Consider the following 25,074-nt stretch of genomic DNA (forward strand, 5'->3'; position numbering starts at 1 on the left):
GATGTTATAATGAACAAAGTCAGAAAAGAAAGGAAGCGGAAATTATGAGTGCACTTATTTTGCGCAATCATTCCCACAATAACATAACGATCGTGGAGAATGACTTTATCGATCATTATATGGTATCTGCGAACGGAGAATATGTAAAAGTCTATCTTCTTCTTCTCCGTTATCAGAATATCCCGGAGCAGCTTCCGGATATCCCGCAGATGGCAGACCTTCTGGAGAATACCGAAGGCGATATCCTGCGCGCACTCAAATACTGGGAAAAAGAAGGAATTCTTTCTCTCGAATATGACGAAACAAATGAACTCGCCGGAATCTGTATCGGAAAAGCACCAACTCATCAGACACCTGTCAAAGCGGCTTTCCATACACCTTCCGCACAGTCTGCTTCCGTTCATGAAAAATCTCCGGTCGCGCAGTCTGATGGAAATACCACTGTTTCAGACAAAGCTGCCGGTCAGAATCTTCCTGCATCAAGACGTTCCCTTGCTGCAAGAAGAGAATTAAAGCAGATTCTTTTTATTGCTGAACAATATCTTGGCAAAACCTTATCCCGTACCGATGTTGATGCGATTACCTACTTTTATGATTCCCTTGGTTTTTCCGCAGACCTGATCGAGTATCTGATCGAATACTGTGTGGAGAACGGACATAAGAGCATGCATTACATTCAGAAAGTAGCACTTTCATGGGCAGATGAACATATTACAACCGTCGATCAGGCACGTAATTCCTCTGCATTTTACAACAAAACCTGCTATTCTATCCTGAATGCATTTGGCATCAAAGGGCGGGGACCTGCATCTGCCGAACTGGATTATATCCGCAAATGGCTGGAGGATGGGAATTTCGAACTGGATCTCATTCTGGAAGCATGCAACCGCACCATCAGTGCGATCCACCAGCCAAGTTTTGAATATACTGACAAGATTCTCGAAAACTGGAAGACGGGCAACGTTCGTACACTGACAGATGTTGAGCGTCTTGATTCTGCCTTTGAGCAGGAAAAAGACCGGAGGAAAACTCCTTCGGGGCAAAACCGTACACCTTCTGCCCAGCAGCCTTCCAAATTCCGTAATTTTGAAGAACGTTCTTACAATATGGACGAGCTTACCAAAGAATTATTACGCAGTAACTAAGAAAGGGGAACACTGTGCCGTTAACTAATTCACAATACAATGCGCTGATGCGCGTATATGAAGAAAAAAGAGCGAAGAGCCGCGACCTCGCGAATCTTCACTACGAACGTGCCTGCCAGAAGATTCCGGAGCTTGCATCGATTGATGCCTCTATTTCTTCTGCCAGTCTTGATCAGGCGAAAAAGCTGCTCGCAGGCGATGACACTGCCCTCGCTTCTTTGAAGGAAGATATCCGGTCTCTTTCTGACAGACGCCGCCGACTCCTTTCCGACGCCGGATTCCCGGAAGACTATCTGGAACAGCATTTTGAATGTCCAGACTGTCAGGATACCGGCTATGTCGGCACGAAAAAGTGCCATTGCTTTTTAAAAGCGATCATTGATCTGTTCTACACCCAGTCCAACTTAAAAGGGCTTCTCGAACAGGAAAATTTTGAACATTTTAATTTTGATTATTATTCATCCAATTATAGAGACCGGCTTTCCGGTCAGAATTCCCGCGAGCTTGCAACGCGGGCTTATCAGGAATGTATGAATTTCATCCACAATTTTGATACCGAACATGGTAATCTGCTCCTTTTTGGGAATACTGGTATTGGGAAGACATTTCTCAGTCACTGCATTGCAAAAGAAGTGATGGATTCTCTGCATTCCGTTCTTTACCTGACTGCCTCTGAATTTTTCGATGCGCTCCTTGAAAAAGCACTGACCCGGAATGATGAGAGCTGTCTTTTATATGAGCAGATCCACCAGTGTGATCTGCTGATCATTGATGACCTGGGAACCGAACGAAATACAGACTTTGTCGTTTCTCAGCTTTTTGTGTGTTTAAATGATCGGATCCTGAACAGGAAATCCACGATCATTTCTACTAATCTTACTCTGGAGGAAATCAAGACGAACTATACAGAACGTACATTTTCCCGGATAAGCAACCATTATAAGATACTTCGCCTTGCCGGTGATGATATCCGCATTCAAAAGAAACTTATGTACAGGGAGGAACACTGATGTTACATCGAAGTGAACGAATTCTGGATAATATTCCAGTTGGCTCTCTCGGCATTATTGCTGTAGACGGCTGTGAAGAGATGGGAAATAAAGTCAATGACTATCTCGTAAAATGGAGAAAGGAAGAGACTCGTTTCCAGAAAGACAATCTTGTTTTCAACGGCTACGAAAAGCCGAACTATCTGATCAACGCAAAGGTACCGCGTTTTGGATCTGGTGAAGCCAAAGGTATTATCAATGAGTCTGTACGAGGAAAAGACCTTTATCTGATGGTCGATGTCTGCAACTACAGCCTGACTTATTCGCTCAGCGGCAATACCAACCATATGTCACCGGACGACCATTTCCAGAACCTGAAGCGTGTCATCGCCGCTGTAGGAGGAAAAGCACGTCGTCTGAACGTCATCATGCCTTTCCTGTATGAAAGCCGCCAGCACAAGAGAAGCGGCCGTGAATCACTGGACTGTGCACTTGGTCTGCAGGAGCTTGTCCGCATGGGTGTTGACAATATCATCACTTTCGATGCACACGACCCACGTGTCCAGAATGCGATCCCGCTGAACGGATTTGAGACGATCCGTCCGACTTACCAGTTCGTAAAAGGACTTTTAAAGCATGTACCAGATCTTCAGATCGATGCTGACCATATGATGGCGATCAGCCCGGATGAAGGTGCAACCGGACGTGCAATCTACTTTGCCAACGTACTCGGACTCGACATGGGTATGTTCTACAAACGCCGTGACTACACAACCATCGTAGACGGACGTAACCCGATCGTAGCACACGAATTCCTTGGCTCTTCCGTAGAAGGAAAAGACGTAATCATCCTCGATGATATGATTTCGTCAGGTGACAGTATCCTCGATGTAGCACGCCAGCTCAAGATGCGTAAAGCAAAACGTATCTACGCTGCTGCAACCTTCGGACTTTTCACAAACGGTATGGAAAAATTCGACCAGGCTTACGAAGAAGGACTGATCAACGGAATCCTCACAACAAACCTGATCTATCAGACACCGGAACTGCTCAGCCGTCCTTACTACATCAACTGCGACATGAGCAAGTACATCGCACTGGTGATCGATACACTGAACCATGATGCTTCTATCAGCAGCATCCTTGATCCAAGCGAACGTATCCAGAATGTAGTTGAGAAATATAAAAAAGGGGAAGCGATCGATTAATTTATACGAGCGAAATTTTTCCGCTGTATGACAAAAAATACTGCTTGAATATCATTTTCTGATATCTAAGCAGTATTTTTTTACTCTTAAACGTTAATTTGTGAATACTCGGTAATTCTCTTTTTTATCGTAATCTTTGCGGATCCCATCATCCTCATACATGGTATAACTACTGTTTTCGTATCCGATAAGCTGCAGATGTTCGGTATCAATATTCTTCACACACTCTGCTGCTTCTACAACCGGGATACATTTACCATTTCGAATGAAGAGCGGTACTTCATTTGATGCCACATCTACATAATGGATACCTTTCGCGAGAATCTCTTCCGAAATGCTTCCATCCGGCAGGAACTTGACAAATTTCATTTCTTCCGGCAGATAAACATAACGGCCTCTTGCGTTCTGCTCATAAACCGGAGCAATCATAATCTCGTTTCCGAGCATCAGCTGATCCTCTACGCGGATTGCTCTCTTGTCATCCGGATAAACAAACCCTAAAGGCTTAAAATACATATCATCACTCAGCGCAGCTTTCATATACTCGCTGTACAGATACGGCACAAGACGATATCTGGTGTTAATGACAGCACGGAAATCCTCGATATTTTCGAATTGATAACACTCCTGCTCTCTTGTCCCCGTCGCCGAATGATTACGCATCAGTGGTGTAAATACACCAAGTGCGAGAAAACGTAGCAGCAATTCTCTTGTTGTATCAGCACCAAAACCTCCAAGGTCAGCACCTGTATACAGGAAACCACACATGTTCAGAGACGGCAGCATCTTCAGGTTAAGAAGGATATGTGACCACCAGGATTTATTATCTCCGGTCCAAATTCCGCCATAACGATGCATTCCGATGTAAGAAGATCTGGAAAACATCAGAAAACGTTTTTCCGGGTCAATGCGTTCAAACGCTTCTCCGGCCGCTCTTGTCATATTATAGCCAAAAAGATTATGTACTTTGTCATGGCGGATCTTTTTGCCATCCACATTGTGATAAAATCTTTTATAGTCTTCCGGATTATTTGCAATACTGAGCATCTTGTCCTGCATTTCCCAGGGATGGGTCTTGCCTTCGGTATCCTTTGCAAACTCTCCGGCAAGTTCTCTTGCCTCTGCAAGGCCTTCGGAAGAATAAAAGATCGCAGGCTCGTTCATATCATTCCAGAAACCTTCTATTCCCTGTTCGATCAGAAAACGATATTTGTCTCCGAACCATTTTCTGGCTTCCGGATTCAGCATATCCGGAAAATGGGTATCTCCCGGCCATACAGCTGCAACAAAATCACTTCCGTCTTCTCTCTTGCAGAAATAGTTGTTTTTGACACCTTCCTCGTAAATCTCATATCCCGGCTCAACCTTGACACCGGCATCAATGATCGGAATCAGACGAATACTCTGGTCGTTCATTTCCTTTACAAATTCCGGAAAATCCGGGAAATTTTCTTCACTCACTGTGAAATCTTTGAATGACTGCATATAGTCAATATCCATGTAAATCATATCGATCGGAATATGATTCTCCCGATATCCTTTTGCGACAGTACGGAAATCTTCTTTCGTCGTATAACCCCAGCGGCTCTGTCCGAAACCAAAAGCAAACTTCGGTGGGATATAGCTGCGTCCGATTACGTGGCGGAACTGTTTTACGATATCATAAGCATTCTTACCTTCAAGCACGTAGATATCCAAATCAGCATTTTCGCAAGATACCTTAAGGGTATCCTCTCTGTCATATCCAATATCAAAGGTCAGTTTTGAGGGATAGTCGAAAAATAATCCAAACGTCCTCTTTCCGCTCACAACAATGAAGTTGTGGGCTCCGTACAGAGAACGCTTGTCCTCTGTGTGTACCGGATCATCTGTACAATTACTGATATAACAGTACCCTCTCTTGTTGATTCCACGATTGGCTTCACCCAGACCATAGACAATGTCATCTTCATCCATGATATAAGTAAAAACAAATCCTTCCTCCTGACTGACCTCTCCATACGGGAAAACGCCCTCTGTTGTTTCAATCTTTTCAGTCAGTGCCTCCGTATCAAACGGAGTTCCATATCTATATTTTCTAATCATTTCTTTATCACCTAGTGTTTATAATATAGTACAAATGCTTCATATGGATTCAGAACAATTTTTCCTTCAAATTCTTTTCTTCCAAGGTTTGTGATCAGACACTCTGCGCCTTTAAATTCTTCCGGCACTTCTACTTCTGCATTCTTATCGCTGAAGTTGCAGACAGTCAGAAGCTTTTCCTGATCCTGTTTTCTTGTGTACGCAAAAATCTGTTCATCCGCACGGTAAAGAGGTTCAAATTCACCATAAACAATAATGTCTTTTTCTTTACGCAATCGGATCAGTTTCTGATAGTAGTGGAAAACAGAATCCGGATCTTCAAGCTGCTGTGCTGCATTGATCTTCTTGTAGTTCGGATTCACTTTGATCCACGGCTCGCCCTCTGTGAATCCAGCCTGTTTACTGTCGTCCCACTGCATCGGAGTTCTCGCATTGTCACGGCTTCTCAGCATCAGACATTTCATCATGTGTTCCGGAGTCATAAGACCTGATTCCGTAAACTCTTCAAAGTAATTAATACTTTCAATATCACGGTAATCTTCCAGTTTGTCAAAGTAAATGTTTGTCATACCAAGCTCTTCACCCTGATATACATATGGCGTTCCCTGCATCATATGAATACAGGTCGCCAGCATTTTTGCAGAAGTTTCTCTGTATACCGGATTGTCATTTCCAAAACGGCTGACACTTCTCGGTTGATCATGATTCCCTAAAAACAAACTGTTCCACGCCTTCCCCTGAAGTTCTTCCTGCCATTTGATCATAATATTTTTGAACTCTTTGAAGTCATATCTTGCAGTCGTCCACTTTCCATAATCTCCGCATCCACTCTCCACATGCTCGAATTGGAATACCATGTTCAATTCATTTCGGTCATCACCCGCATATTTCTGTGCTTCTTCTATTGTGACTCCTGCGGTCTCACCGACTGTCATGATATCATATTTTGAAAGAACTTTTTGATTCATTTCCTGAAGGAATTCGTGGATCCTTGGACCATGTACACAATATGGTCCAAAGTCCCCATAAAGACCGTTATTCATTTCTCCGTCCGGAAATCTCTGATCTTTGGAAATCATACTGATAACATCCATTCGGAAGCCATCGATTCCTTTTTCACACCAGAATTTCATCATGTCATAAACTTCCTGGCGTACTTTTTCATTTTCCCAATTGAGATCCGGCTGTTTTTTTGAAAACAGATGCAGATAATACATCTGAGTTTGCGGATCATATTCCCATGCAGAACCGCCAAATACTCCGCCCCAGTTATTAGGTTCTTTTCCGTTTACCGGATCTTTCCAGATATAATAATCACGATATGGATTATCTTTTGATTTTCTGCTTTCAATAAACCAGTTATGTTCATCTGAAGTATGGTTGACTACGAGATCCATCAGAATCCTGATGGATCTTTTGTGTGCTTCACACAACAATTCCTCGTAATCCTCCATCGTTCCATATTCTTCATAAATTCTGCGGTAATCAGAAATATCGTAACCATTATCGTCCTGAGGTGATTCCAGCATCGGAGAAATCCACAATACATTTACCCCAAGTTCTTTGAGGTAATCCAGTTTCTGTATGATTCCTCTGATATCTCCCACACCATCACCGTTACTGTCTTTAAAACTCTTTGGATATATCTGATATACTACACTTTCTTTCCACCATTTTTTCTCCATGCCAAATCTCCTCGTTTATAATTGTTTAGTATTATTTAACCGCTCCTGTAATAACACTATTCATGATACCCCATACATCTTAGCAAAATCAAGAGGTTTCTCGCGAAACTATAAAAGACAACAAAGTTTATTTCCTGTTTTTATACAGTCTGCACAAAAACAACCAGACCATTCCACCGGCTTACCTGTATACATGCAAAGTTGAAAAAAGGATCCTGTCATTCCCTGACAGAATCCCTCTTTACCAGATAGACTGGATTTTTTATATTTAATTCGTCCAGTGTCTCTCCCTGAATTAATTTCAGCAGACGTTTCAGCGCCACATGCGCCTTTTGCGGAACATCCTGATGAACCGTTGTCAGTTTCGGTCGAACCATACTTGCGTAGACACTGTCATCATATCCTGTAACAGAAATCTGATCTGGAACCATGATGCCTTCATCAAAAAAGAAATTTATCGCTTCCATCGCATTATAATCTGAGGAAAACGCAAGTGCTTTTGCTTCTAAAAAACGTGGGAGAAGCTCTCTGTATTTTCTGAGACGCAATCTTTTTTCACTCGGAATAATTATATATCGGGAGCGACTGCAGAATCCCCCCGATTTTTCCATCGCCTGTTTGAATCCCATCCACCGATAGTAATCACTGTCTCTCTCCGTTTCCGCAACAAACAATGCTTTCTTATATCCACAGGAATACAGGTATTCTCCAATCTGATACCCTCCCGAATAATCATCTATACCGACATTCTGGAAGGTATAAGCACCTTCCGGATAAGCATCGATCAGAATCATTTTCTTGTTTAATCTGCGCGAAAGCCTGCGATACTGTTCTTCATTGTAGCCAAGGATAAGCAATCCCTCTACATTCCATTTTGAGGCAATATCCACTACATTCTGAATACTTTCACCGCCAATAAGCATAACATAATATCCATTTTCTTCCGTTTCCATCTGAATCGTTCCGATCAGTTCTCCCACAAATGGATCCTGAAGTGACTGCATACCATGGGCATAAGAAAATCCGAGTACTACACCTATAATTCTGGAACCATGGCCGGAAAGCATCACGGAACCCATATGCGGAACATAGTTCTGTTCTTTAAGAATAGTCGTGATTTTATCAATCGTTTTCTGGGAAACTCTTTTGGTATTGCCATTTATAACATTAGATACCGTAGTACGGCTGACACCTGCCATTTCTGCAATATCCTGAAGCCGAATCATAAAATCTTCCTCCTCTTTCTTTACAACATTATCTTATGATATCCACACCCCATCTTTTCCAGCATTTCCATCTCTCTCTTCTGGCAGCTGAATATGATCACCTGCCGCTTACTGTCTTTCAGCCAGCGAAGTGTCTGGATAAGTCTCCTGTCATCATAATAGCCAAATGCATCATCCAGGATTATCGGACATTCTTCCTCGTGGAGAATTTTTGTAGCCGCCATCCGGATTGCAAAATAGATCTGCTCCAGGGTTCCCCGGCTCACCTGATCCATGGATATCTTTTTCCCATTACTCATAAGCTGCACATGCAGATTTTCGTCTACCCAGAGTCTGTTATATTTTCCATCTGTGATGGCATCCATGACTGCAGATACTTCTGTATTCATAAGATCGCTTGTCCGGCTCTGCATCTGTGCGGCAAGTCTGGTCAACTGTTCCATAGCAAGTTCAACACCCTGCTTGTTTTTTAATCGCTCTATCTCTTCACTGTTCATCTCATCGAACTCGCCGACTCGTTCCTGCAGATTTTCATACAACACTTCTTTTTCATGATAGGTTTCCTGTACTTTTGCAAGCTTTCCTTTCTGCCTCTCATAATCTGCCTTGAGAGAAATGCCCTGTTCTTTTATCTCCTGTAATCTGGCTTTCTTTTTCTTCTTTCCATCTTTCAGACAATTCCAGACATACAGCCCTTCAGCCAGTGCCACCACGATTGCCACAAGAAAATTCCACGGCTTATGAAAAAGCAGAAAAGTCACAAAAAATGCCCCCAGCATACTCACTGCCTCCAGTGGATGAATCCTCCACCCGGCAAAATATCCTGCTGCCTCTTCCCGTTTCTTCCGCTTTTTATCTTCATTTACCCAGCTTTCCCATTCTCTGCGTTTCTCTTCACAGCTTCTTTTCAGCTGTTCCGCTTCATTTTCTAACTGATGCAGATCCCGCCAGACATAGGATGCCTCCATCTCTGCCCGCTCTTTCTTTTCGCTGATCAGCTGCCTCTTTTCACGTTCTTCTTTTTCCAGCTCTTTCTTCCGCTCTTTTAAAAGGGCAAGCGCCCCTTCGAGGTCAATCTCGCTGTTCCCGGTTGCATAATAATTTGCCGCATAATTCTTCAGCTCCGCCGCCAGTATTTCTCCGGTCTGTACCCGGAGCTGTCCTATCGAAACTGTATTTTCATAATCACTTTCTGTCATACCACCTAACAGAACTTCCAGATCCCCATGCTCAAGTGACAATTCTTCTCCATCATCTTCACAGATCAGAGAGCCGCCTTTCGCATACCGATCGAAATTTCGTTCCAGCAGGAATTTTCGACCGCCACAGGTAAACCGCAGGATTCCCGCATAAAAGTTTGGATTCTCCCAAGGCTCATAGGTACGGAATGTATCTGTTGCGGCGGCACGCCCGCGCTTTCTTTCCATTCCAAAAAGCATTCCCTTCAGAAAGGTATGCAGCGTTGTTTTTCCCGATTCGTTTTCTCCGTAAATAATATTGATCCCATCCGTAAGCAGGATCTGCTTATTCGTGAACTTACCGAAATTCTTCAGGATCAGTTCTGTTATCTTCATAATTTGCTCCCCTTTGCCTCCAGCATGGCCTGTACTCCCTCAGCCAATGCGATTGACTCCACACTGTCATCCTTTGCTTCTGCAAAACTTTCTATGTACCAGCCCAGAAGATTTCCTGCATTTTGTTTTTTCAACTTTTCATAATCATATGCCGGCTTTGTTTCATCCAGGATTTCGACAATATTTCCATAGGAATCCATCCGGTCGGTATCATAGATCATATCCGGATCCCGAAATCCCCGCAGAATGATTTTATAAATGTTCTGTATACCTCTTTCCCGTATGGAAAGGGAAATTTTTTCTTTCATTTCCCGTCCGGTCATCTCTCTTCCTGCTTCTACTTCCATATGCACATATTCTCTGGATGCAAAAGGAATAAATTCCGTCCGGGTTCTTCCATTTTTAATCTCCCCTTTGATATAACCATGCTTCCCGGTGTCATTTTTATCTGTAGGCTCCAGGGATCCTGCGTAATACATCCGGTCCTTTGCAAGCTCTGCCGGAAGATGAATGTGCCCAAGAGCAATATAATCATATCCCAGCTTCAGTAATTCGTTCTTTCGGAACGGGATATGCTTTTCATCGCCGCCATGGGCCAGAAGGATGGAGGCTATTCCTCTTTTTTCCGGAAGGATTTTCTCATAAAGCGGTTCTGTGATCTCCCGTTCCTCATAGCTGAGTCCGTATATGCGGACTCCAAGCTCTTTAAATTCCATACAGGCAGGTTTCTGAGACAAAAACATGTGCACCGGTCCCTGCCATTTATAATTCCGGTAATAGGACGTACTTTTCAGGTAATCATGGTTGCCCGCCATCAGCACGACCTGTGTATGTGTCAGTCTGGAAAATAAATAATCCAGTTCCTTCAGCTCTCTTAAAAGCGGCTGTCTGTGAAACAGATCCCCTGCGATCAGAAGAAGATCTGTCTGTTCTTCTTCACAGATATTTAAAAGACGCTCAAAGCTATTCCACAGTTCTTCCGGCCGCTTTGCGGTGTAAGAACTTCCTGCGTCCGGCTCTGCCCCCAGATGAATGTCCGCTGTGTGTATGAATTTCATTACTTTCTACTCCTCCTTTAAGGGGAAGTGTCACGATAAAACGTGTCTTTCCCTCACTGCTCTCGGCAATGATCTGTCCCTTGTGCAGCTCTACAATCTCTTTTGCAATGGCAAGCCCCAGCCCTGCTCCTCCGGTACTGCTGGATCTCGACGCATCCGCGCGATAAAATTTATCAAAGATCCTCTTCAGGCTCTCTTCCGGTATCGTATCTCCTTCATTTTCAAAACAGATTCTTACCTGGTTCTCCTCCTTGGCAGCCTGGATCAGAAGCACACTTTTCTCCCGGCAGTATGCTATGGCATTTCGCAGAATATTATCAAAAACCCTGGCAAGCTTATCCGGATCTCCCTCGATCAGGATTTCTTCCTCTGCTTCCACCTTGCAGGTAAGCATCTTCTCCTGAAGTACCCCATAGAGTTCGTCTGCAATCTGTTCCAGCATCATGGTCAGATCAATATCTACCTTATCCAGTTCAATATCCTGCAGATTCAACTTTATACTTTCAAAAAACTCTTTCAAAAGATCCCCCAGTCGATTCGCCTTCTCCAGAGATATCTGCGTATATTTGGCGCGCTCCTCTGCCGGCATCTCCGGATGAGAATCCAGCATACTCAGATACGCCACCACAGAAGTAAGCGGTGTTTTTAAATCATGTGCCAGAAAAAGCAGGACATCATTTTTCCTCTGCTCAAGCTTTTCTGCCTCTTCCTCCTGGCTCCTTAATGTCTCTTTAATCTCATTGAGACGATCCTCGATTGGTTTTAACTCCGTAATCAACCGGATTGGCTGGTCAGACGCTGAAATAATATTTTCAATCCCATCTTCTACCTGTTCCAGATAACGCGTCATTTTTGAAAGTGCCACATAAAAAAACAACGAAAATAAAAGTAAAAAACCGAGGATCATAAAGAACACTTTATTATTGCCGATCCACTGCCAATACAAAGATGTTGCGGTCTCTTCACTCACATGAAAAGCTTCCAATATTCGCAAAAAGCCATTGGCAAAGCTGTCATTATAAATACCATCGATAAAATACTCCAGAATAAATCTGCCAACCAGCACCGTCAGGGCCGTAATAAAAACCGTCTGAAGCAATATGCTCAGTTTTAATTTTCTGTAATTATTCTTCAATTTTGTATCCCACTCCCCAGACAGTCTTGATAAGATCTGATTTTCCAGTCGGTTTACTCAATTTCTCACGCAGATGCCGGATATGTACCATCACCGTATTGTTGCTGTTCTTCAGATACTCTTCATGCCAGACCTCTTCAAATAATCTTTGTGAGCTGATCACCTTTCCGCGATTCTCACAAAGAATCCACAGAATCTCAAATTCCGTTGGTGTCAGCGGAAGAGACTGCTCATTATAGATGCATTCGTGGGATTCTTTATTTAACAAGAGTCCTGCAAAATCAATGATATTCTCAGAATCACTTTTCTTACCATCGTTGTACTGCGTGTATCTGCGCATCTGTGCTTTCACTCTCGCTACCAGCTCCAGCGGGTTGAATGGTTTCGGAATATAGTCGTCAGCCCCCATCGTAAGCCCGGTGATCTTGTCCCGGTACTCCGTCTTCGCGGTCAACATAATCACCGGAAATGTGTATTTCTCACGGATCTTTCTCAGAATCGTGAAACCGTCAATATCCGGCAGCATCACATCCAGGATCGCCAGATCCACATTTGTCTTCTCAATACATTCCAATGCTTCCTGCCCTGTGTAAAATTTCAAAACATGGTATTCATTTTGCAGATATAATTCTACGACATCCGCAATTTCTTTTTCATCATCTACAACTAAAATATTCATATTTCACTTTTCCTTTCCGTATATAGAAAGATTTGCGTATAAAACAGCAGACCGGAAAACACACCCTTTTGATGCAGTTCCCGGTCCCCTTTTTCTTCATTCTTCTTTTTTACAGTTCGCAGTTATTCACAGTTCTTGGGAACGGAATTACGTCACGAATGTTGGACATTCCTGTAAGATACATGATGCATCTCTCAAATCCAAGTCCGAATCCTGCATGTCTTGTAGATCCGTACTTTCTCAGATCCAGATAGAATCCGTAATCTTCTTCCTTAAGTCCAAGCTCTTTCATTCTTGCAACAAGCTTATCGTAGTCGTCCTCTCTCTGGCTTCCTCCAATGATCTCACCGATTCCAGGAACCAGACAGTCAACTGCTGCTACGGTCTTGTTATCATCATTCATCTTCATGTAAAAAGCTTTGATCTCCTTCGGATAATCGGTAACGAATACCGGACGTTTGTAGATCTCTTCTGTCAGATAACGTTCATGCTCTGTCTGCAGATCTGCTCCCCATGATACTTTGTATTCAAATTTGTCATTGTGCTTTTCAAGGATTTCGATTGCTTCTGTGTAAGTAACTCTTGCGAAATCAGAATTTACAACGTTGTTCAGACGGTCAATCAGTCCTTTGTCTACGAAAGAATTGAAGAAATTCATCTCTTCCGGAGCGTTTTCCATCACGTAGCGGATAACATATTTCAGCATGTTTTCTGCAAGGATCATGTCATCTTCCAGATCTGCAAATGCGATCTCAGGCTCGATCATCCAGAACTCTGCTGCATGACGTGTGGTGTTCGAGTTTTCTGCACGGAATGTCGGTCCGAATGTGTAAATGTTGCGGAATGCCTGCGCGTAAGTCTCACCGTTCAGCTGTCCACTTACCGTAAGGTTTGTCTCTTTTCCGAAGAAATCCTTGGAATAATCCACGCTTCCGTCTGCGTTCTTCGGTACGTTGTTCAGATCCATGGTTGTCACCTGGAACATCTCTCCTGCACCCTCACAGTCACTTCCTGTGATCAGCGGTGTGTGTACATATACAAATCCTCTCTCCTGAAAAAATTTGTGGATCGCATATGCGGTCAGGGAACGAACTCTGAATACTGCCTGGAAAGTATTAGTTCTCGGGCGGAGATGTGCAATACTTCTTAAATATTCAAAGCTGTGACGTTTTTTCTGAAGCGGATAATCCGGTGCAGAGGTACCTTCTACAACAACTTCTGTTGCCTGGATCTCAAATGGCTGCTTTGCCTGTGGTGTTGCGACAAGTGTTCCTTTTACAATGATTGCCGCACCAACATTCAGCTTGGAAATTTCGCCAAAGTTCTCCATATTATCATGATATACTACCTGAAGGTTTTCAAAGAAAGATCCATCATTTACAACGATAAATCCAAATGTCTTAGAATCACGGATACTGCGCACCCATCCCCCGATGGTCACTTCTTTATCCAGATATTCCTCTCTGTTTCTGTATAATTCTCTTACTGTTACCAAATCCATCTGTTCTGTTCCTCCGTATTACTCTCTTATATATTTCACATAACCCCAATGAGCCTTGTAAACATTGCCGACAGCTTCTGCTGCCATTTTCTACTTTTGCAATATGTCCAGTATACCATTAAACTACCGCAGTTGCAACGATGTAAAAAGAATCTGATTACATTTGAAAGTACTTTCGCAATGATTTTTTTATTGTACTCTAATCAATATTCCTTAATCGATAGTTCATTTTTCCTTAAGAAATTTTCTTTTTCTTTTATGATATAGACATATTTTGAACACAATTTATCTGTATACTAAGAGTCAGATAGTTGATAAACAACTATCTCCCCCCTCATAAAGTAAGCGCAATCGGGTTACCCCGATTGCCGCACTTTACTCTCATTCCTTTAGAAATTAAATAAAAAGCACAAGAAAACCCGCTGGTCGAAAGATCAGCGGGTTTTCTCGTTATATCCTATTCTTCTACATCCTGCACGTCATAATACTTGATCAGCGCCTGTGTCCCAAGATCTCCAAGCCCTTCCTGTGCCAACTCTTCATAATTTGACAGTACCAGACTCAGCACCTCAAGACTCAGTCCGCTCATATTTGCCTCAGTCAGCGCAAGCTTCATATCCTTGATGAAATGCTTCATAAAGAATCCCGGTGCATAATCTCCGGCAATGATCTTTGGTCCGAAAGCATCCAACTGTTTGCTTCCTGCTGCCCCGGTAGAGACCGAATCAAAAAGGACATTCAGATCCAGTCCTTTGGCCTGCGCATAGGAAAAGGCCTCACATACACCACTTAAGGCACCGGCGATCATAATCTGATTAGCAAGCTTTGCATGCTGTCCACATCCGGCTTTTCCCTGATAATTGATGTTTGTTCCCATTGCTTTGAAAAGCTCCATACAAGCTTCATAATCTTCTTTCTCGCCGCCGACAAGGATGGATAATGTAGCGTTTTTTGCTCCGGTATCCCCACCTGTTACAGGCGCATCCAGCACATGGAATCCTTTTTCTGTGCCCTCTTTTGAAATCTTTTCTGCAAGCATCGGGCTTGTAGTTGTCATATCGATCAGATAGGTTCCCGAATCTGCATTTTCCAGAATACCGCCTTCATCGAAGTAAACCTCTTCCACATCTCTCGGAAAACCAACGATGGTGATCACTGCATCACATCCAGGTACACATTCTTTGATAGATTCATGAAAAATTGCACCCTCGCTGATCACATCATCGACTTTCGCTTTTGTTCTTGCGTAAATATGCAGTTCATAACCTGTTTTCATAAGGTTGCGCACCATGGATTTTCCCATGATGCCAACACCGATAAATCCAATTTTTTTCATAGTGAACTCCTCTACTTTGGACTTACAATCTTTCCTGCCACCGCGCAGCTTGCCGCTGTTCTCGGAGATGCCAGATAAATCTCGACCTTAGAAGTTCCCATACGTCCAAGGAAGTTACGGTTGTTGGTTGCAACCACACGTTCTCCGTCTGACAGAATTCCTCCGGTACGTCCACAGCAAAGTCCGCAACCCGGATGGGTAATGATCGCACCTGCCTCAGATAAAGTCGTAAGGATTCCCATATCTGCTGCCTGCTTGTAGATCTTACGGCTCGCCGGAGTCACGATCAGTTTTACAAAATCCGCAACTTTTTTGCCCTTTAACACTTCTGCTGCTGCCTGAAGATCCTCCAGACGTCCGTTTGTGCAAGAGCCGATAAATACCTGATCGATCTCGGTTCCTTCTACCTCGGATACATTTCTGATCTTGTCAACCTGTGACGGAAGGGCCATAACCGGTACAAAGTCCTCTGCTTTATAAGTGATCGTTCTCATATAAGTTGCATCCGGATCACCAACCAGACTCTTCTGATAATCATTTAATTCAATATTGCAATACTCGGCAGTTTTCTCATCCGGTGTGAAAAGTGCGCATTTTGCACCTGCTTCGATTGCCATGTTTGCCATTGTCATACGACTTGCAACTGTCATATTTTCAATGGTGCTTCCGGCAAATTCAAGTGCTCTGTAAGTCGCACCGTCTGCTCTCAAATCACCGATCAGTCGTAAGATGATATCCTTTGACATGACATTTTCCGGAAGTTCACCATCGATTACAACTTTGATCGTCTCCGGCACCTTGATCCACATCGTTCCGGTTCCAAGGATACTTGCCATCTCGGTATAACCGATACCGGATGAGAATGCTCCAACACATCCATAAGTTGTGGTATGGCTGTCGGTTCCAAATGCGATATCACCCGGTTTAACATAGCCAGCCTCTGTCATCAGCTGATGACAGATTCCGTCACTTCTGTGTACATGTGTAAGTCCGTATTTATCTGCAAATGCATCTCCGGTACGAAAATGTCTGGTATCATCCTGCTGACTTGCCGGAACCAGATGATCATAGATCAGAACAACCTTGTCCGGATCATGCAGTTTCGTAAATCCCATTTCTTCAAATTTTTCTGCCACAAAGGGGATGAAAATATCATGGATCATCACGCGGTCAACATTAACCGTCACAATGTCTCCCGGCTTTACGGCTTTTCCTGTATTGTGTCTGATAATTTTTTCAATAATCGTCTCGCCCATTTTCTTCTCCTTTCCGGTTAATCCAGTCCATTCAGCTTGCGCATGGCTTTTACCAGACCGCCAGCCTGAATAATGCTCATCAGATTCTCCGGCAGAGAAGCAATCGGATATTCCTTGCCATTATAATCCACATGCTCATTCATCACTACCGTGATCTCGTCGCCCTCTTTCATATCATCATAAAGATCCGGCTGTTCAATCAGAAGAAGTCCATTGTTGATCGAATTACGGAAAAAGATCCTTGCAAATGATTTGGCGATCACACACTGCACACCCATTGCCTTGATGATCTCCGGTGCCTGTTCTCTTGACGAACCGCAACCAAAGTTCTTTCCTGCTACAATGATATCCCCCTTCTGGATCTGTCCGGCAAGTTCCGGACGAAGAGGAGAAAAGCCATACTGCTTCATATCATCGATTGTTTTGAGTGCAAGGTATTCAGTTGGAATGATGATATCGGTATCAATGTCATCTCCAAGAACCCATACACGTCCTGTAAATTTATCCATCTTATGTCACCTCGTCAAACGTAATTTCGTCTCTTACACATCACTTGCCAGTGCAATTTCTCCGGCAATGGCAGATGCTGTAACGGTTGCAGCCGATCCAAGATATACCTTGGAACTCGGATGTCCTGCACGTCCCTTAAAGTTGCGGGTTCCTGTACTGATCAGGACTTCATTTTCACCGATTACGCCCTGGCAGCTTCCCCAGCATACACTACAGTTCGGGTTCATCACGATTGCACCTGCATCCATGAAGATGTCGATCAGTCCTTCTTCCAGAGCCTGTCTGTAAATAGTCTGACTTGCCGGAACAACAAGGAATCTTACTTTCTCAGATACTTTCTTTCCTTTGATAACCTGTGCTCCTACACGGAGATCTTCGATACGTCCGTTGTTGCAGGATCCAAGGAATGCCTCATCAATCTTGATACCGCGCACGTCTTTTGCCGGCGCAAGATTGTCTACAAAATCCGGTTTTGCAACAACCGGCTCTACCTTGGATAAGTCAAATGTATATTCTCTTACATAATGCGCATCCGGATCGCTGTGATATACAGCCTTTGGCTCGCGTCCATGCTCTTTTAAATATTCCATTGCCACATCATCAACTTCAAAAATACCGGTCTTAGCTCCGGCTTCTACTGCCATATTGCAAAGTGCGATACGGTCACTGATTGTCAGAGTCTTCGCGCCCTCTCCGGTAAATTCCATCACCTGATAGTTACATCCGTTGGCTCCGACTTCACCGATGATGGTGAGGATCAGATCTCTCGCATATACACCTTCCGGCAGCTTTCCAACCAGGTTGAATTTCACAGTCTCCGGTACCATTACCCAGGAAGTTCCTGTTACCATACCGTAAAGGAAGTCTGTACATCCAACACCGGTTCCGAATGCACCAAGTGCACCGTAAGAACAGGTATGGCTGTCTGCACCAAAGATCAGTTCTCCCGGACGAACATAATTTTCCATCATAATCTGGTGGCATACACCTTTCCCTTCCCAGAAATCAATGTGGTTTGCCTTTGCAAAATCACGCATCTTCTTCTGGGATGCGGCTGTCTTTGGACAGTCAGACGGTACGTTATGATCTACGATAAATACCAGCTTGCTTGTATCTGCAATATGTGGATTTTTTAATTTATTATTATACATATCAACGGTAAGATGTGTAGTTCCGTCATTACTCATCAGACGATCCAGTTCTACTGTATGGATGTCACCCGGCTTTACGCTTTCCACACCGGCTGCCGCTGCAATAATCTTTTCAGCAATTGTCATTCCCATCGTCTATTCCTCCTCACGGTTCAGAGACGCAATAAGTCCGCCCTGATTCAAAATATTCTGCATATATTCCGGCAGTTTTGTGCAGGAATAAACCTTTCCATTTGCCTCAGCGGTTCCTTCCAACATATGAAGCTCCATCTGCTCTCCGGTCTTTACTTCATCCGGAAGGTCTTTACAGACAATAGCAGGAAGTCCGATATTGATAGCATTTCTATAAAAAATTCTTGCAAATGATTTTGCGATAACAGCTTTTACACCTAACGCTTTTAACACACCCGGAGCCTGCTCTCTGGAAGATCCACATCCAAAGTTCTCTCCTCCGACCACGAAATCTCCCGGTTTTACCTTCTGTGCAAAATCCGGATCCAGAGATTCAAATGCGTGGCTCTTCATCTCCTCAAGATTCGGCAGCAACAGATACTGGGATGCAATGATCTGGTCTGTATCCAGATCGTTATGAAATTTAAAAATAGTCCCTTTTTCCATAAAGCATATTCCTTTCTGTATACACATGATTCCTTTATTTTAAGGCTTTTCCGGCATTTCCGCAAGGGAATATTTTAACAGGCTAACGTTGTACTTTATTCAATTCCTATTTTTCATAGGTTCCCTTGCAAATGATTTTTTCTTTTTGCATAAAGATTTTTCCACCTGCAATATAACTGTCAAGCTTCAGGTCATTGTCCCACAAAAGCAGATCTGCATCGGCTCCTTTTTGTATTGTCCCTTTCTTACCCTGCAATCCCAGTGCCTCCGCTACATGTGATGTCATATATGGAAGTGCATCTTCCAGCTTCATATCAAGCTCATGTACCATATACAGAAGTTCTTCCCGCAGCGCATCTACTGAGGAAACACCGATTTCCAACAGGCTTCCGTCTTCTCTGTATTTTGACCAGCTTCCGTGTCCGTCGGAGCTGATGGTAATATGCTCTGTCGGGATTCCCTTTTCTTTTGCTTCTAAAATACATCCGCCCGGACAAAAGTCCTCACTGATGCCACAGGTGAGATCGATGTATCCACCCTTTTCAAGCAACTGATACCCCTCTTCCAGAAGACCTTTTCTGCGGTTCACATGAGTCGGACGGAAAATCTTGATCGGAATCATACTCTTTTCCAAAGCTTCAAACACCGGCGACAATCCAGCATCTGCATCTCCCATATGCAGCACCACGATTCCAGGTTTTCCGCTTAACATACCTGCCGTTCTGGTCTTGCTCGCAAGTTGGATCAGTTCACTTTCCGTCACATTCGGTGCCCGGTGATCTGAAATGGCAAGTTTCACGCCAAGTACTTTTTCAACAAACATAATATCCCGATCTACCTCTCCGGTAATAGTCGGACTTGGATATCCATATGCACCGGTAAGCATATACGCACTTACCCCTTCTTCGCATAAAGCCTGTACTTTTGCGTAAAGATTTTCAACACTCCTTGTAAGTCCGTCCGTTCCAAGAAGTCCTACAACCGTTGTAATTCCGCCTTTTACCAGTTCTGACAGCTGAAGTTCCGGTGTACGGGTATGAAAGCTTCCTTCCCCACCGCCTCCGGTAACATGAACATGCTGATCAATAAACCCCGGTGTAAGAATTCTTTCCTCTGCATCAATAACTTCACATACGATCGGAAAATCCTCGATCTTATCTTCAATACATTCAATTTTTCCCCCACATACTAAAAGATCCTTTTTCCCAACATACTCCGGTGCATAAACTTTTGCATTTTTAATAAGTAACATTTCTTTCCTCCTCTTTATGACATTCTTTTATTTTCATACATTAATTTGTCTGCCTGATGATCTCCCGCAATCGGATGTCCCCATGTGTATCTACTATCTCCCTTCCCTCTTAATTTTATCTTTCTATATTATCCTGCTTCTTCAGCAATTCCAAAAGCTCTTTTTCAGGAAGCGGCTTGGAAAAATAATAGCCCTGGATCATCTCGACTCCCCAGCTGCTGATCTGTTCCATTTCTTCCTGTGTTTCCACCCCTTCGGAAACAATATGATAATTCATTTTATGAAATGTTTCTACAACACTTTCATAGAAAATTGCCCGTTTCTCATCCCTGCAGATATCAAAAAGCAGAGATCTGTCAACCTTGATCACAGAAAACGGAAGCCTCATTACCGTATTCAGATTCGCATATCCGGAACCAAAATCATCCAGACACAAACCAATGCCAGCGTCCGTAAATTCCTCCGCAACTCTTCTTAGACCCGCATTGCATTCAGTCGCAACCGTTTCCGTGATTTCAAACTGTATCCAGTTATGTGGAATCTTATAAGCATCCATAATCCGGATAAAATGTCTGCTACAGTCATTTCTCATCAGATCCAGAGAAGACAGGTTCACTTTTACATTCAGAAGATGCCTCATCAGGTATCGGTTTTCTCCTAAAAATCTGCAGACACGACTAAACTGTAGATCTGTGATCTGTTCGATCATATGATTTTTTTCTGCAATCTGAATAAATACATCTGGAGCGATCCAGCCAAGCTCCGGATGCTGAAGGCGACTTAGCGCTTCCAGTGTGATAAAGCATTTTTTCTGTGTAGAGTAAACCGGCTGATAGTATATCTCGAACAGATCCTCTGTAATCGCCTTATGCAAATACTGTTCTACCCGTTTATTATAAAGGAAACCATTCATCGTCTGATAATCATCCTGTATCACCTCTGTCAGACCATTTTTCGCAGATAAGGCTTCCAGATATTCAGCATATTCTAGAATAAGCCCACTGTCTCCGAGTTTCTGCGCATTCATGATCCCGCTTATGATCACAGGCATCGTAATAATTTTATTGTTGACATTCTGCTTACTGTTTCCATCAAACATTCTCTTCAGCTGCGTAAGATAATATTCATATTCTTCAAGTGAACCGGTGAGTATCATAAAACTCTTTCCCGTTGTACGAAATGCTTTTTTCCCGCACATCTCACCAAGTTTTCTTGCTGTCAGCTTTAAGATTGAATTACCGCCCTGTACCCCTGCGATTTTATTAATGTGCTTCAATTGATAAAGATACACCGTAATAATGTGAAATGATTTTCCCGCACTGATCAGCTCATTGCTTTTTCTGACCAGATACAGATGATTGTATAATCCGGTAAGTGTATCGATATTTGCATGAGGATTGTTGATCGTAATAAATAGTACCAGAATTCCCAGACTCATACCAAACCCTGTTGTAAGAAGCGGATGATATAAAAGCTGGATCACCACTCCCGCACCGGATATCAACAGGATTTCCAGCAGGCTCTTCACTTTTTGATAGCCCAGTTTTTTCCGCCATATGACAATAAGGATCAAGGCTGCTGCCATATGACAAAGTGCACTGTAATACATCAGCATATACCATGGACCTTTCATATAGCCTGCCGGTATATCAAAATAAAACAGCTTTTCTGTGAACGGGTTTGTCAGAATCATCCCCATCAGAATGAATGTCGGCACACCTGATAAAAACATCTTTTTTGCCGAAATGATCTTATTATCATGTAATGTCTGAATATAACAGATCACCGTAAACGGCAGCAATGCCTGAAGCAGATAAAAGATCGTTGTTGCAAGCATTGCAGCAATTTCACAATTACTATTTGGAAAAGAAATATAATAATTACTGGCAAGTTCCGCAACCACATCTAAAATACCGATGACGGCAAAGAAAAGGAATACCTGATTATTCAGATCCTCTGCTCTTTTCTGTCCCAGAAAATACCATAAAACCAGCAACAATATAACCATTGCCGCAATAAGAAAATCTATATTATAAGTCATATTTATCCTCCGCCGGTTTTTATTTATTTGAACAAAGCATATCGTCTGCCTGCTGTTTCCAGTCACTGAATGAAAGAAGACTACCATTCTTTTCTCTCAGATAACTATACCCGAACTTCAGCCGCACAGGCTGTCTGTTTCCACATTCTTCTTCCATCTCTTCTTTTATAAAATGCTCCCATTCTTCCGGTGTCTTTTGCGGGTTTTTTACGATAATCGCAAACTCACCACCATCAACACGAAAACTTACTGCCTGCTGTTCCAGAACACTCCTTTCTGCACTCTGGATGCTTCTTGCCGTTCGGATAACCGTTTCATCACCCATCTGTCTTCCAGACATATCATTAATCTTCTTCAGTTCTGCAATTTTCACAAACAGCAATAATACATTTTCAAGTAAAATCGCACCCTCCTGAATCTCTTCAAGATACATCTCAAATGATTTCCGGTTTTTCATATCTGTCATCCGGTCTTCCAAGGACATTCTCCTATAAACCTCCTGTTCCAGGCAAAACTGAATGTTGTTGGATACTTTACAAAGCAATCCCCAAAACAAAACAGCAATATAAAGAAGAATGCCAAACTGGAAAATAGATTCATACCAGTAAATGGATAATACCCAGTACAGTACCAGTGCGATTACACCGCTTATCCCTAATACACCAAATGCCTTTAGACAGAGATTTACTTCCTTCTCCTGCGTTTTCCGATACTCTTTCCACAAAAGAAGAATCATAGACACAACTCCCGTAAATAATAAAAGATGTGTGATAAATAACATGTCTATAAAAGGAATCCTAAACAGAAAATACAAGAATCCCTGTAAAACAGCATTTGCATAAAGAAGAAAAATCCAGACCTGCGGTATCCATCTTACACTTTCACTCACTGTATTTTGTACAAATAACAGCATGGGAACAGGCATCGTCATGAACGCATAAAAGGATATCAGTGTTCCTGCTGCGTTCTGACTTCCATACATCTGATAAATCCCTGAATCAAAAATGCACCACAAACTGCATAGAATCAAAAACAGTGCTACATTTAAAAATCTTTTTTCTACAATTTGCCTGTGTCTGGTATATAAAAAGACAATTACCGAGACGATACCGAGACCAGTCATTCCCAAAATCATCAGTATCGAAAAAATTGATTCTAGCAGATGCTGCCTAAAAAGAAAACAAAACTCTCCGATCATCGGGGCATACACATATAGTCTGGCATTCTTTTTAGTTTCATAGCTGATTGATAACACTTCCTGCCCGATTTTCTCCGGCAAAGAAATATCTGCCCATATTTTCCCTTTCATCTGCCTGTTTTTTTCAAATCTGTTATCCTTATATTGGTAGAGAAGCCGGTCTCCTATGCAGACTTCCAGCTGATCCTGTATTCCTCGGATCGACAAGATTTTTCCCTTATCAGCCTCTGATAACATATCATTGTAAAGAATGATCTGCCCATCTTTATCCGCTGTAACAAAACACGGCAATTTGAGCTCCGTCTTTTTCCCATCCTTCAGCTGATACCATCCATTGCTGAAGGTGTACAACTCGCCCCTTTCCGACTCCGTACCCGGCTGATACAGTATTCTGACAAAAATAAGCAACAATATCACAATGAGCAAAATGCAGAATGCTTCAATTTTTTTCCATTTCTTTCCTTTTTTCATTTCCCTCATCTCCTATGCATTCTGCCGGAAGCTTTTCTACATAGAAAATGTAATTTCCTATGTAAAAAAGTCACCTGTATAACGCAGGTGACTAAAATTTAAGCCGAATAGCTTTTTTCACTTACTCTATTAACCTATCCGCATCTTCTTATTGCAACCGGCTGACATAGCGTACTGCCTTAGTCCCTTTGGCTTTGCGTCACAGTTTTTCAACAGCTTTGCCCCTATAAACATAATTCAAGTATAGCATATTCAAGATGACGAAACAATATTTTAATTATTATAATAATCTATAGTTTTACACATAATCCATAACAAGAAACATCGGATACTTTCTGATATATTCTTCCATCTGCTCAATGGCTCCCGAAAGCTGATTTTCAATATATTTTCTGTTATTTTTTGATGTAGGAAGCACAAAGCACATTCTTCACATACCGCATTTTTATATATGGTATATTATATTTGTATACCAAAAAATCTGGAAACAATTGTTTCCAGATTTCTCCTAGAGGCGCCAACCAGATTTGAACTGGTGATAGAGGTGTTGCAGACCTTTGCCTTACCACTTGGCTATGGCGCCAGATGACTCCGACGGGAATCGAACCCGTGTTACCGCCGTGAAAGGGCGATGTCTTAACCGCTTGACCACGGAGCCAGATATTGATTTTTTCAAAATTAAAATCTGCAAGTAATTGGCTGACAGATTTTAGAACTCCCCGAGTTGGGTTCGAACCAACGACCCTTCGGTTAACAGCCGAATGCTCTACCGCTGAGCTATCGAGGACTACTTTTATTATTATAAACACTTTACATATATTTTGCAAGTGCTTTTTTCATTTTTTATGTACTCTGAAAACCACATACAAATTTAAATCTTTACTCCATCCATTCTTTCTTACCCTGTCCTACCTTCTTGGTTATGCCCTCGACCGATTAGTAACAGTCAGCTCCAT

Annotated in this window: 19 protein-coding genes, 3 tRNA genes and 1 riboswitch; of the genes, 3 read left to right on the forward strand and 19 right to left on the reverse strand. The window is 42.7% G+C overall.

Annotation, left to right across the window (positions count from 1 at the left end):
• The first annotated feature begins 44 nt into the window (after positions 1–44).
• From PGQ33_RS10145 to PGQ33_RS10155, 3 genes are read left to right on the forward strand one after another with little or no spacing between them, the layout of a single operon-like run.
• Positions 45–1,145 carry a DnaD domain protein gene (locus tag PGQ33_RS10145; RefSeq protein ID WP_270205675.1) on the forward strand — a complete coding sequence of 367 codons (1,101 nt, stop codon included), beginning with the start codon at positions 45–47 and terminating at the stop codon, positions 1,143–1,145.
• Positions 1,146–1,159: 14 nt separating this feature from the next.
• Complete coding sequence (locus PGQ33_RS10150; RefSeq protein WP_117824499.1) at positions 1,160–2,155, forward strand: ATP-binding protein; 996 nt, start codon at positions 1,160–1,162, stop codon at positions 2,153–2,155.
• Positions 2,155–3,342 (forward strand): ribose-phosphate pyrophosphokinase, encoded by a 1,188-nt coding sequence (locus PGQ33_RS10155; RefSeq protein WP_055261717.1) that lies wholly within the window; start codon positions 2,155–2,157, stop codon positions 3,340–3,342. The genes PGQ33_RS10150 and PGQ33_RS10155 overlap by 1 nt, the downstream gene beginning before the upstream one ends.
• 93 nt (positions 3,343–3,435) lie before the next feature.
• On the opposite strand, the gene PGQ33_RS10160 is transcribed toward PGQ33_RS10155, so the two are convergent.
• From PGQ33_RS10160 to PGQ33_RS10250, 19 genes are all read right to left on the reverse strand, one after another.
• Positions 3,436–5,427 (reverse strand): glycoside hydrolase family 31 protein, encoded by a 1,992-nt coding sequence (locus PGQ33_RS10160; RefSeq protein WP_270205676.1) that lies wholly within the window; start codon positions 5,425–5,427, stop codon positions 3,436–3,438.
• 11 nt (positions 5,428–5,438) lie between these two features.
• On the reverse strand, positions 5,439–7,112 hold the full coding sequence (locus PGQ33_RS10165) for a glycoside hydrolase family 13 protein (protein ID WP_270205677.1): 1,674 nt from the start codon (positions 7,110–7,112) through the stop codon (positions 5,439–5,441).
• 218 nt (positions 7,113–7,330) lie between these two features.
• A complete protein-coding gene (locus PGQ33_RS10170) occupies positions 7,331–8,338 on the reverse strand; it encodes a LacI family DNA-binding transcriptional regulator (protein WP_117559018.1) in 1,008 nt (335 codons plus the stop codon).
• 20 nt (positions 8,339–8,358) lie between these two features.
• Positions 8,359–9,912, reverse strand: a complete 1,554-nt coding sequence (locus PGQ33_RS10175; protein WP_270205678.1) for an ATP-binding protein — start codon at positions 9,910–9,912, stop codon at positions 8,359–8,361.
• Positions 9,909–10,970, reverse strand: coding sequence for a metallophosphoesterase family protein (locus PGQ33_RS10180; RefSeq protein WP_270205679.1), 1,062 nt, complete (start codon positions 10,968–10,970; stop codon positions 9,909–9,911). The genes PGQ33_RS10175 and PGQ33_RS10180 overlap by 4 nt, the downstream gene beginning before the upstream one ends.
• Positions 10,876–12,105 (reverse strand): sensor histidine kinase, encoded by a 1,230-nt coding sequence (locus PGQ33_RS10185; protein WP_270205680.1) that lies wholly within the window; start codon positions 12,103–12,105, stop codon positions 10,876–10,878. The genes PGQ33_RS10180 and PGQ33_RS10185 overlap by 95 nt, the downstream gene beginning before the upstream one ends.
• Entirely contained in the window at positions 12,095–12,784 is a 690-nt protein-coding gene (vanR, locus tag PGQ33_RS10190) for a VanR-ABDEGLN family response regulator transcription factor (RefSeq protein WP_008371692.1), read from the reverse strand. The genes PGQ33_RS10185 and vanR overlap by 11 nt, the downstream gene beginning before the upstream one ends.
• A 109-nt stretch (positions 12,785–12,893) precedes the next feature.
• Positions 12,894–14,285: an asparagine--tRNA ligase gene (asnS, locus tag PGQ33_RS10195; RefSeq protein WP_173685934.1), complete on the reverse strand. Its 1,392-nt coding sequence runs from the start codon at positions 14,283–14,285 to the stop codon at positions 12,894–12,896.
• Between the two features lie 457 nt (positions 14,286–14,742).
• Positions 14,743–15,621 (reverse strand): NAD(P)-dependent oxidoreductase, encoded by an 879-nt coding sequence (locus PGQ33_RS10200; protein ID WP_270205681.1) that lies wholly within the window; start codon positions 15,619–15,621, stop codon positions 14,743–14,745.
• A gap of 11 nt (positions 15,622–15,632) precedes the next feature.
• Complete coding sequence (locus PGQ33_RS10205) at positions 15,633–16,877, reverse strand: 3-isopropylmalate dehydratase large subunit (RefSeq protein ID WP_022220457.1); 1,245 nt, start codon at positions 16,875–16,877, stop codon at positions 15,633–15,635.
• A 17-nt stretch (positions 16,878–16,894) separates the two neighbouring features.
• Positions 16,895–17,386: a LeuD/DmdB family oxidoreductase small subunit gene (locus tag PGQ33_RS10210; RefSeq protein WP_008371705.1), complete on the reverse strand. Its 492-nt coding sequence runs from the start codon at positions 17,384–17,386 to the stop codon at positions 16,895–16,897.
• Between the two features lie 33 nt (positions 17,387–17,419).
• Positions 17,420–18,670 (reverse strand): 3-isopropylmalate dehydratase large subunit, encoded by a 1,251-nt coding sequence (locus tag PGQ33_RS10215; protein WP_055249408.1) that lies wholly within the window; start codon positions 18,668–18,670, stop codon positions 17,420–17,422.
• Between the two features lie 3 nt (positions 18,671–18,673).
• Positions 18,674–19,156, reverse strand: coding sequence for a LeuD/DmdB family oxidoreductase small subunit (locus PGQ33_RS10220; protein ID WP_175305174.1), 483 nt, complete (start codon positions 19,154–19,156; stop codon positions 18,674–18,676).
• Positions 19,157–19,262: 106 nt separating this feature from the next.
• Positions 19,263–20,408: a beta-aspartyl-peptidase gene (gene iadA, locus PGQ33_RS10225; protein ID WP_117559002.1), complete on the reverse strand. Its 1,146-nt coding sequence runs from the start codon at positions 20,406–20,408 to the stop codon at positions 19,263–19,265.
• Between the two features lie 115 nt (positions 20,409–20,523).
• On the reverse strand, positions 20,524–22,449 hold the full coding sequence (locus tag PGQ33_RS10230; RefSeq protein ID WP_270205682.1) for a GGDEF domain-containing protein: 1,926 nt from the start codon (positions 22,447–22,449) through the stop codon (positions 20,524–20,526).
• Between the two features lie 19 nt (positions 22,450–22,468).
• The gene (locus PGQ33_RS10235; RefSeq protein ID WP_270205683.1) at positions 22,469–24,118 is read right to left on the reverse strand and encodes a sensor domain-containing diguanylate cyclase; all 1,650 of its coding nucleotides are present in this window, start codon (positions 24,116–24,118) and stop codon (positions 22,469–22,471) included.
• Positions 24,119–24,267: 149 nt separating this feature from the next.
• Positions 24,268–24,351, reverse strand: a riboswitch (cyclic di-GMP riboswitch).
• A gap of 279 nt (positions 24,352–24,630) precedes the next feature.
• Positions 24,631–24,701, reverse strand: a tRNA-Cys gene (locus tag PGQ33_RS10240).
• A gap of 3 nt (positions 24,702–24,704) precedes the next feature.
• Positions 24,705–24,776, reverse strand: a tRNA-Glu gene (locus PGQ33_RS10245).
• 57 nt (positions 24,777–24,833) lie between these two features.
• Positions 24,834–24,905: transfer RNA gene (locus PGQ33_RS10250), tRNA-Asn, on the reverse strand.
• Positions 24,906–25,074 lie beyond the last annotated feature (169 nt).

Origin of the sequence: Coprococcus sp. AM100_B19A, assembly GCF_027662015.1 — a bacterium.
Taxonomy (GTDB): Bacteria; Bacillota; Clostridia; order Lachnospirales; family Lachnospiraceae; genus Allocoprococcus; species Allocoprococcus comes.

Coding starts and splice junctions, on each gene's coding strand:
- PGQ33_RS10145 (WP_270205675.1), top strand. CDS start 45: ATGAGTGCACTTATTTTGCGCAATCATTCCCACAATAACATAACGATC.
- PGQ33_RS10155 (WP_055261717.1), top strand. CDS start 2,155: ATGTTACATCGAAGTGAACGAATTCTGGATAATATTCCAGTTGGCTCT.
- PGQ33_RS10160 (WP_270205676.1), bottom strand. CDS start 5,427: ATGATTAGAAAATATAGATATGGAACTCCGTTTGATACGGAGGCACTG.
- PGQ33_RS10165 (WP_270205677.1), bottom strand. CDS start 7,112: ATGGAGAAAAAATGGTGGAAAGAAAGTGTAGTATATCAGATATATCCA.
- PGQ33_RS10170 (WP_117559018.1), bottom strand. CDS start 8,338: ATGATTCGGCTTCAGGATATTGCAGAAATGGCAGGTGTCAGCCGTACT.
- PGQ33_RS10175 (WP_270205678.1), bottom strand. CDS start 9,912: ATGAAGATAACAGAACTGATCCTGAAGAATTTCGGTAAGTTCACGAAT.
- PGQ33_RS10180 (WP_270205679.1), bottom strand. CDS start 10,970: ATGAAATTCATACACACAGCGGACATTCATCTGGGGGCAGAGCCGGAC.
- vanR (WP_008371692.1), bottom strand. CDS start 12,784: ATGAATATTTTAGTTGTAGATGATGAAAAAGAAATTGCGGATGTCGTA.
- asnS (WP_173685934.1), bottom strand. CDS start 14,285: ATGGATTTGGTAACAGTAAGAGAATTATACAGAAACAGAGAGGAATAT.
- PGQ33_RS10200 (WP_270205681.1), bottom strand. CDS start 15,621: ATGAAAAAAATTGGATTTATCGGTGTTGGCATCATGGGAAAATCCATG.
- PGQ33_RS10205 (WP_022220457.1), bottom strand. CDS start 16,877: ATGGGCGAGACGATTATTGAAAAAATTATCAGACACAATACAGGAAAA.
- PGQ33_RS10210 (WP_008371705.1), bottom strand. CDS start 17,386: ATGGATAAATTTACAGGACGTGTATGGGTTCTTGGAGATGACATTGAT.
- PGQ33_RS10215 (WP_055249408.1), bottom strand. CDS start 18,670: ATGGGAATGACAATTGCTGAAAAGATTATTGCAGCGGCAGCCGGTGTG.
- PGQ33_RS10220 (WP_175305174.1), bottom strand. CDS start 19,156: ATGGAAAAAGGGACTATTTTTAAATTTCATAACGATCTGGATACAGAC.
- iadA (WP_117559002.1), bottom strand. CDS start 20,408: ATGTTACTTATTAAAAATGCAAAAGTTTATGCACCGGAGTATGTTGGG.
- PGQ33_RS10230 (WP_270205682.1), bottom strand. CDS start 22,449: ATGACTTATAATATAGATTTTCTTATTGCGGCAATGGTTATATTGTTG.
- PGQ33_RS10235 (WP_270205683.1), bottom strand. CDS start 24,118: ATGAAAAAAGGAAAGAAATGGAAAAAAATTGAAGCATTCTGCATTTTG.